At 68.0% G+C, this 9,317-nt stretch carries 6 protein-coding genes; 5 read left to right on the forward strand and 1 reads right to left on the reverse strand.

Annotation, left to right across the window (positions count from 1 at the left end):
- The coding region (glnE, locus tag Q4F91_RS01460; protein WP_303333990.1) for a bifunctional [glutamate--ammonia ligase]-adenylyl-L-tyrosine phosphorylase/[glutamate--ammonia-ligase] adenylyltransferase at positions 1-1,942 on the reverse strand (1,942 nt) is incomplete at its 3' end.
- 285 nt (positions 1,943-2,227) lie between these two features.
- On the opposite strand from glnE, the gene Q4F91_RS01465 reads away from it, so the two are divergent.
- The 5 genes from Q4F91_RS01465 (at position 2,228) to Q4F91_RS01485 (ending at position 9,258) form a co-directional block, all read left to right on the forward strand.
- Complete coding sequence (locus Q4F91_RS01465) at positions 2,228-6,355, forward strand: YhdP family protein (protein WP_303333991.1); 4,128 nt, start codon at positions 2,228-2,230, stop codon at positions 6,353-6,355.
- An 88-nt stretch (positions 6,356-6,443) separates the two neighbouring features.
- Positions 6,444-7,262, forward strand: coding sequence for a nitrilase-related carbon-nitrogen hydrolase (locus Q4F91_RS01470; RefSeq protein WP_303333992.1), 819 nt, complete (start codon positions 6,444-6,446; stop codon positions 7,260-7,262).
- A complete protein-coding gene (locus Q4F91_RS01475; RefSeq protein WP_303333993.1) occupies positions 7,262-7,597 on the forward strand; it encodes a thioredoxin family protein in 336 nt (111 codons plus the stop codon). The genes Q4F91_RS01470 and Q4F91_RS01475 overlap by 1 nt, the downstream gene beginning before the upstream one ends.
- A 75-nt stretch (positions 7,598-7,672) precedes the next feature.
- Positions 7,673-8,287 (forward strand): 1-acyl-sn-glycerol-3-phosphate acyltransferase, encoded by a 615-nt coding sequence (locus Q4F91_RS01480; RefSeq protein ID WP_303333994.1) that lies wholly within the window; start codon positions 7,673-7,675, stop codon positions 8,285-8,287.
- Positions 8,284-9,258, forward strand: coding sequence for a phosphatidate cytidylyltransferase (locus Q4F91_RS01485; RefSeq protein WP_303333995.1), 975 nt, complete (start codon positions 8,284-8,286; stop codon positions 9,256-9,258). The genes Q4F91_RS01480 and Q4F91_RS01485 overlap by 4 nt, the downstream gene beginning before the upstream one ends.
- Positions 9,259-9,317: the final 59 nt, after the last annotated feature.

Below are 9,317 nucleotides of genomic sequence, written 5' to 3' on the forward strand. Positions count from 1 at the left end.
GGCGCTCGACCGAGAACCGGCCGTCGAGGTCGGCGATCAGGAGGCGAAAGACCGCGCCGTGGTGCGCGTCGCGCAGGCAGTTCATCTGCCGCTCCTGGTCGCCGTCCGCGGAGAGGAGCGCCGCGCGCAGATCCTCGCGCCATCCGCTCCAGTCGACCGGCGTGAAGTCACTCATCTCCGAGATGCGCTCGTCGACGAGCTCGTCGAGCACGATCGGGTGGCGGACGACATAGTCCGCGCTCCAGCGGCTCGCGGCGAGCACGCGCCCCACGCGCGCCGCCGCGCTCGGGTACTGGTAAAGAAGCGCCGCGTAGGTCGATCGCCCGGCGATGGCCTCGAGGAGCTGCAGATAGCGCGAGAGCTCCTCGTCGGCCGAGATCACGCGCACGCCGGACTTCTCGATCCACTCGGGGCACTTCTCGACGACGAACTGCACGAGCCTCACGAGGCGCGTCCTTGCCTCCTCGGAGAGCGCGGAGGCCCGCCGGCCGTTCACGAGCGAGACGATGCGGCGGGCGAGCTCGTCGGCGCCGTCGCCGTAGCCGATGCCGCGGAGCATCTCGTCCAAAAGCTCGACGGCGCGCGGCGCGCCGTCCGACCAGCCCACGGGCCAGATGTCGAGATCGGCCGCCTCGGACTTCGCCGAATTGATCTGAAAGATGCTGTCGAAGGACTTCGCGACGAAGTCGCGCGTCGCCTCGATGCGCTCCCAGAGCTCGGCGGGAGCGAGGCCGAGGAGACCGGCCGCGCGCTCGAGCGTCTCGCCCTCGCGTGGCAGCCACTGCGTCTGCTGGTCGTCGACGTACTGCAGCGCATGCTCGACGTCGCGCAGCCACACATAGGATTCGGCGAGCTTCGCCGCGGTCGCGGCCTCGATCGCCCCGCCCTTGGCGAGCTGATCGAGCATCTTGAGCGTGGAGCGGCCGCGGAGCTTCGGTTCGTGACCGCCGCGGATCACCTGCAGCGTCTGCGTGATGAACTCGATCTCGCGGATGCCGCCGCGGCCGAGCTTCACGTTGCAGCCCTCGCGCGCACGGGCGAGCTCCCGGCGGTCCGTCTCGGCGCGGATGATCTCGTGGAGCTTCGTGAGGGAACTGATCGCGCTGAAGTCGAGGTACTTGCGGAAGACAAACGGACGGACGAGCGAGCGGATGGTCTCGCCCTGGGCGGCGAACACCTCCGGCGTCGTGAAGACGGGCTCGCTCACGATGCGGCCCTTCAGCCACGCGAAGCGCTCCCAGTCACGGCCCTGGCTGTAGAGGTACTCCTCGAGCATGCCCGAGGAGCAGGCGATCGGCCCCGAGTCGCCGTTGGGCCTGAGCCTCATGTCGACGCGGAAGACGAAGCCCGCGCCCTCGGTGTCGTTCAACGCCGGGATGATGCGGCGCGCGAGGCGCGCGTAGTACTCGTCGTTCGTCACCGAACGGCGGGCGTTCGGGAACTCCGGCGTCGGCTTCGTCTCGCCGTCCTCGTCAAAGAGGAAGATGAGGTCGATGTCCGAGGAGACATTGAGTTCGCGGCCGCCGAGCTTGCCCATGCCGACCACGAGCAGATCCTGCGGCACGCCCTCGGGGCTCATCGGCACGCCGAGCCGCTCGGAGAGCTCCCGGGAATGCACGCGGACGACGGCGCGGACCGCCTCCTCGGCGAACTCCGTCATCGTGGTCACCACCTCCGGGTACTCGCAGAGTCCCGAGGCGTTGCGACCGATGAGCGTGAGCATCAGCTCGCGCCTGAGCGTCCTCAGCCGCATGCCGAGCACCGTGCTGTCGGTGATGGGGGCGAGCTCGCCGCGGATGCGCTCGCGCGTCCAGGGCGCCTCGGCGAGCTTCTCGAACGCGGCCTCGCGCTCCTCGTCGGTTCCCATCGGGAGCATCGCCTTCAACGAGCGCGCCGCGAATATGGAGAGGCGTGCGGTCTCGGCAAGCGTGGGCTTGGGCATGAGGGGGTTCTCCTTCCTTTGTTGCTGTTTCGTCCGGGGTCGAGTCCCTTTTCCGGGGTAGTCCGGCGGAAAGCGCGGTCCGCTATTTCCGCTCCCGGTGACCCGTTATTTTCCTGTTTCGTCTGAAGACTGGCGGGTCCGCGGACGGTTTGGTGTCATTTTAGGTTTCATTTACCTGTTTCTTCCTTACAGCGGCCGCGTGCTAACGTTCACTGTTGGAGAAATACGTGGCCCCTGGCCCTTCCCCGAACTCGTTTTTTCCTCGACTCACCGACCGTCGAAACCGTGACCACCTCCCGCCGAACAACAGAGAACGATGCCCCCGGGCGCTTCTCGGGAGCCCTTTGCGCGCTCCGCTTCGTCGGGAAGATTCTGCTCATCCTCTATTTCGTCGCCGGCGCGCTCATCATCCTGTCGCGCTGGGTGGTCACGGTGGAGCTCGAGAAGCACCTCGACGATTACGAGCAGCTGCTCTCCCAGGCCACGGGCATCGACATCCGCGCCGAGCACATGGACGCGGGCTTCACGCTGCTGCGCCCGGTGCTCACGCTGCGCGACGTCTCGCTTGCTCGCCCGGGCGGCCCCGTCGCGCTGAGGCTCCCCGAGATACAGGCCGAGTTCGCCTGGTCGTCTCTCTGGCACCTGTCGCTCAGGTTCCACTCGCTCGTCATCTCGGACCCGACGCTCACGATCCGCCGCACGGATGAATCGACCTATGACATCGCCGGCCTCACTGTCAGCATGGCCTCTGTCGACCCGGTCTCCGCGGCCGCCGCAGCCGCCGTTGAAAAAGACGGGAAGGACAGAAAGTCCTCGCCCGCGCAACAGCCCGTCACGGCCTGGCTTCTCGCCCAGGGCCGGGTGCATCTGAAGAACGGCACCATCCGCTACATCGACGAGCGCGTGGAGAACCCGCAGCCCGTCTCGCTCGAGGGCGTCAACGTCGCCTTCGAGCAGCGGCTCCTCGACTACCGGGCGGCGGTCTCGGGCTCCGTGGTCGTCGACGGCGAGGCCAAGACCTTCGACCTGAGGGCGCGCGTCGAAAAGCACCTCTTCACGCGCAACGACGACCCGCTCACCTGGCGCGGCGAGGCGTACGCGAACCTCGAGGCCATCGACTACGCGAGGCTCCTCTCCCGCGCGGGACTCGGCCGCTTCATGAGCAAGGGCCGCGGCGCCGCGCGTCTCTGGGCCAGATTCGACTCGGGCCGCATCACCTCGCTCACGAGCGGCATCCGGCTCGCCGACGTGAACGCGCTCTTCTGGGAGAACCTTCAGCCGCTCCGGCTCCCCGAGCTCTCCGGGCGCTTCGAATACACGGACAACGGCCGCGAGACGAGCTTCCACGCGCATAACTTCACTTTCCGCACCTTCCGCGCGGGCCGCTTCGGCCCGGCCGAGCTTTCGGCCGACTGCACCCGCGACGACACGGGTGAGCTCAACGAATGCACCTTCGGCGCCTCCCAGGTCTCCATCGGCACGCTCTCGCGAATCGCCACGTCGCTGCCGATCCCGCCCGGCGCCGTGAAGTTCCTCACGGAGAAAACCATCTCCGGAACGCTGCGCAATGTCTCGGCCACCGTGAAGGACGACTTCGAGGTTCCCTCGAACTGGCGCGTCTCCGGACACTTCACCGGGCTCTCCCTCACGGCGGGCACGGACGGGCTGCCGGGCTTCCGCAACATCTCGGGCACCGTGCGCACCCGCACCACGGGAGAGATCGACGTCGAGCTCGCCACGCACTACGGCGCGCTCTACTTCCCCGGCATCTTCCGCGATCCGAAGCTCGACCTCTCGAAGCTCACCGGCCTCGTGACCGTCACGCTCGATCCCCAGGTGCGCATCGACTTCCAGCAGATCGTCGTGCAGAACGAGGACGGCCACGCCACGGGCGAGGGCAGCTGGACCGCCACGGGCGGCCCCGGAACGCTCGACATCCACGGGACGCTCGAGCGCGCCAACGGCGCCGCGGTCCACAAGTACCTTCCGAACGTGATCGGCGACGCGGCGCTCGACTATGTCGTGCAGTCCGTCATCTCCGGGCGCGCCTCGAAGGGCGAGTACGTCGTGCGCGGCGAACTCGCGCGCTACCCCTGGGTGGGCGAGGACGCGGGCAAGGGCCTCTTCCGGATCACCGGCGAGGTGGAACGCGGCTCGATGGACATCTTCCCCTCGGGCAGGCGCTCCGGAAAATCCTGGGCCCGCGGCGAACAGTTCCCCGTCCTCACGAACATCCGCGGCCGCATGATCTTCGAGGGCGACCGCATGACGATCATCGGCGACTCGGGCGAGTGCGGGAAGCTCTCCGCCTCGAACGTCAAGGTCGAGATTCCCTCCTTCTTCGGCGAACCCCCTGTCCTCACCGTCGAGGGCGACATCAGAGGCGACCTCTCCGAGGGGCTCGGCTACCTCACCCGCACGCCCTTCCTCGCGAACCTGATCGGGACGCCCTTTGCCGAGTCGAAGGCGTCGGGAGCCGTCGAGGCGCATCTCTCGCTCAACATCCCGCTCGACGAGGGTCACACGCCCTATTACGCGGTGAACGCCTCGGTGACGAACGGCACCTTCCGGTACCTGCCGATCCTTCCCGAGATCCGCGGGCTCTCGGGCTCCCTCTCCGTGAGCTCGAAGGGCATCTCGAGCCCGAGAAACTTCACGGGCAGCACCGCCGCGGGCCCGGTCACGGCCGCCGTCTCGACGAAGAACAACCGCACGATCATCGACATCGACGCCTCCGCGTCCGCCGCGGACCTGCGCACCCTCACGGGACTCCCCGAGCTCGACCCGCTCCTCAGGCACGTGACCGGCACGGCGAGCGTGAGCGCCGAGGCGCAGATCCCCCTCTCCGGGGGCGCCCCGCTGCGCATCACCGCGACGAGTTCGCTCGCGGGCCTCACCTCGGCGCTTCCCGAGCCGCTCGCGAAGACCGCCTCGGCCCGCATTCCCGCCCGCGTGGCGCTTGAGATCGGCGGAGGGACGACCTCGCTCGCCATCACCGCGAGCCCCCTGTTCACGCTTGACCTCGGCTGGGAGAAGAACGTCCTCACCCGCGGCTTCATCGGCGCGGGCGCGGAGCGCCGTTCCGTGAAGAGCGGCATCGAGCTCGCCGTGCGCTCCGACACGCTCGACCTCTCGCGCTGGAGCGAGATCCTCGGCGGCATGGAGTTCGCAGGCGCCCTGGCCGACCCCTCGGACGGCACGGGGACATCCGCAGCAGGGCCGAAGCGCGCCGCGTTCACCCGTGCGGAGATCTACTCCAAGGCGGTCTCGTGGGAGGGCAGCCCCGTGGGCGGCATCGACGCCCTCTGGCGCCGCACCCCGACCGGGTGGACCGCCACGGCCGAGGGCGGACTCGCCGCCGGATCCGTCACCTGGCTCGACCACGTCGGCAGCCGCCCGGCGAAGCTCACCGCGAAACTGCGCCGTCTCGCGATCCCCGCCGACGAGGAAAAGGAAACGGACACCGCCGTGAAACCCGCCGCGGAGAACGCCTCAGCCGAGGCCGAGACCGGCGCCTCCGGCCTCCTCGGGACGCTCAACACCCTCCCGCTCTTCCCCGACCTCGACGTCACGATCGAGGATCTCCACGTGGGCGCTCGCGCGATCGGCCGCGTCGAGGCCGTCGCGGCGAACCGCACCGAGAAGGACGGCGCCGCGGGCTGGAACCTCTCGAAGCTCACGATCCGCAACAAGGGAGCGACGGTCACGGGCACCGGCAGCTGGAGGAGAACCGCGAAGGATCCGGCCGGAATTACATCGCTCACAGGTAACGTCGACGTGCGCGACGCGGGCGAGATGCTCACGAGCCTCGGCGTGCGCGACGCCCTGCACAACGCGCCGGGCACGATGTCGGTGAACTTCTCGTGGGCGGGCCGTCCCTCGGCCTTCAATCTCGCCACGCTCTCCGGATCGATGATTGCGAACGCCGGCGCCGGACAGATCCTGCAGGTCGAGCCGGGCGCGGGGCGCCTGCTCTCGCTCCTTTCGATGCAGCACCTCCTGAGGCGCCTCACGCTTGACTTCCGCGACGTCGTCGCCAAGGGCTTCTTCTTCGACTCCTTCACGACCGACTGCGCGATCGAGAACGGCATCGTGCGGGTGAAGCGCTCGACCTTCGTCGGCAGCTCCGCGGCGGTGGTGATCGACGGCGACGTGGACCTCGTCAACAGTCTGATCGACCTCGAGGCGCTCGTGCTTCCGAGCATCAACGCCGAGGGCGCCTCGCTCGCGCTCGCCATCGCCAACCCGGCGGTCGGCATCGGCACGCTCATCGCACAGTGGCTCCTCAAGGACCAGATCTCGAGCCTCCTCTCGACCCTCTACGAGGTGAAGGGGCCGATGGACGACCCGGTGATCAGCAAGGTTGACCGCCGCGCCCGCTCGCAGACGCAGAGGAATGCGACTTCTGAATAGCCTTTAAAATCCAACGAATGCAGCCTGCCGCCCTGTGCCGGGCCTGCTCAGACCACAAAAAACAAAACCCCCAGCCACTCGACCTACCATGCGCATCGCTGCCCTACAGATGACCTCCGGCCTTGACGCCGAGGCGAACGTCATTCGCGCGCTCTCCATGATCTCTGCCGCCGCGGATTCCGGCGCCGAGCTCATCGTCCTCCCCGAATCCTTCGCCCGTCTCGCGGACCGCGACGCCGCACTCTCGGACATCGCCGAGCCCTTCGGCGACGGCCCGATCCAGGAGTCGGTGCGCTTCGCCGCGGAGAAGAACGGCATCTGGATCGCCGCGGGCTCGATTCCCGTGCGCTCGGGCGACAACGGCCGCTTCACCGACACCACGATCGTCTTCAATCCCGCGGGCGAGGCGGCCTTCCGCTACGACCGCGTGCATCTCTTCTCCCGCAAGCTCTCCGAGGAGGACATCTTCTGCCAGGAGCGCGAGAAGATCGACGCGGGCACGACCGCGGGCTCGTTCGAGCTCATCAACCGCGACGGCGAGAAGCTGCGCGTCGGCGTCGGCATCGGCTTTGACCTGCGCTTCCCCGAGCACTTCCGCGCGATGGCGACGCCGGACCTGATCCTGCTCCCGGCGGCCTTCACCGCCCAGACGGGCCGTGCGCACTGGGCTGCGCTCCTTGCCGCCCGCGCCATCGAGAACCAGTGCTTCGTTGCCGCCGCGGCACAGTCCGGGCAGCACGAATGCGGCCGCACGACCTGGGGCCACACCCGCGTGCTCGACGCCTGGGGTTCGGTGCTCGCCGAAATTCCGTCGGGCGAGGGCGCCGCGATCTGCGACCTCGAGCTCGCGCGTCTCTCGAGCGTGCGCCGCATGCTCCCCGCGCTCGCCTGCCGGGTGGACGAATAATGGCCACGGCCGCCGAGGAGGTCGCCGCCCACCGCCGGATCCTCGACGCGATCGACGCGGGAGGACCGGTCTTCGTCACCTTCTCGGGGAGCTGGTGCGCGAGCTGCCGCTCGGCGCGCCCCTTCATCGAGGCCGCGGCCGCGGCGCATGCCGCCGAGGCGCAGTTCTTTCACGCGGACGTGGCCGTCGAGGAGCCGCTCGCGCGCGAGTGCGGCGTCTCGAAGCTCCCCGCGGTCGCCTTCTTCCGTGACGGCGACGATCAGGAGCTCCTCACGTGGCCTTTCACGCCCTCCGGGCTCGAGCGCTTTATTGGACAGTGCGTCCGCGGGGACTGAACAACGGTTTTTGCCCCGGCCGCGAAGCTGAACGATAATGTTCCTTTCCCATCACCTTCTCAAGGTAATCCAGCAGTGCCCAGTCCCTTCAAATTGATGACGCCCATCGTCTGGCTCACGCGGCTTCTCGTCGGCGCCTATCCGCACTGGCAGGGCTGCGCGCCTTCGTCGCGTCAGCGCGTTTATTTTGCAAATCACACGAGCCACCTCGACACGATCGTGATCTGGGCCTCGCTGCCGCCGCAGCTGAGGAAACACGTCCGCCCGGTCGCCGCGAAGGACTACTGGGAGAAGGGACTGCTGCGCCGCCGCATCGCGCTCGAGGAACTGCACTGCGTCCTCGTCGACCGCCGCCGCACCGAGCACAGCAACCCGCTCGACCCGCTGCGCGACGCGCTCCTCGCGGGCGACTCGCTCATCATCTTCCCCGAGGGCACGCGCCGCCCGCAGGCCATCCCGAGCGCCTTCAAGTCCGGCATCTGGCGCCTGATGCGCGAGTTCCCGCATGTCGAGTTCATTCCGGTCTACATCGAGAACCTGCACCGCGCCATGCCCAAGGGCGTGCTGCTCCCCGTGCCGACCGTCTGCTCGGTGCGCTTCGGCGCCCCGCTTGAGCACTCGGTCGACGACCTCAAGGAAGATTTCCTCAACCGCGCGCGCGACGCCGTCATCGAACTGTCGAAAGCATGAGACTCGGTTTCACACTTCTCGAGGCATACGCCTTTCTCTTCGTCGGCCTAGTGGTTCTCTCGGCCCTCGGCTCGTTCTATGTCTCCTGGGCGATTGACCGCGCGGAGACCCCCGAGCGCCGCTCGCGCCTGCGCGCGGTGAGCTCGCGCCTGCGCATGGCCTGGTGGCTGATCGCGGTCTTCACGATCGCGTTCCTGCTCGGCCAGCCCGCGCTCCTCGTGTTCTTCGCCTTCATCAGCTTCTTCCTGCTCCGCGAGTTCATCGCGATCACGCCGACGAAGCCCACGGACCACTACGCGCTCGTGCTCGCCTTCTACATCGCGATTCCCGTGCAGTACATCGCGATCGGCTTCGACCGCCCGGAGATCTTCACGCTCTTCATCCCGGTCTACCTCTTCCTCGCGCTCCCGCCGATCATGGCGCTCTCGCACGACACCGACCGCTACCTCGAGCGCATTGCGAAGGTCCAGTGGGGCATCATGCTCTGCGTCTTCTGCCTCTCGCACGCGCCGGCGATCGCGACGCTTGACCTCACGCGCTACGGCTCCTCGGGTCCGCTGCTGATGCTCTTCTTCCTGCTCGTGATCTTCGTCTCCGACCTCTGCGGGTCGCTCGCGAGCTCGATGCTCGGCGGCAAGGCGCTCAAGCTCTCCGTCAACCGGACGCTCCTCGGCAACGCCATCGGGTGCCTCGGCGGCCTCCTCGCCGGCGCCGCCATGTACTGGATCACCCCGTTCCGCTTCTGGCAGGCGCTGCTGATGGCGCTCGCCGTGGTGATCGCGGGCGTCCTCGGCGACCTCGTCTTCAACTGCGTGCGTCGCAGCATGGGCGGCGAGCAGAAGCTCGCCGACGAGGGCGACATCTACATGACGCGAGGGCTCCTCGCGCGACTCGCCCCGATCACCTTCGCCGCCCCGGTCTTCTACCACCTGACGACGACGTTCTTCATCACCTTCAAGGACGCCTTCTGATCCGTCATCAGGTGTGACCGCCAAAAATCAAGGCTCTGTTAGGTGAAAGTGTGGATTTT

This window comes from Sutterella sp. (assembly GCF_030539355.1).
Lineage (GTDB): Bacteria > Pseudomonadota > Gammaproteobacteria > Burkholderiales > Burkholderiaceae_F > Sutterella.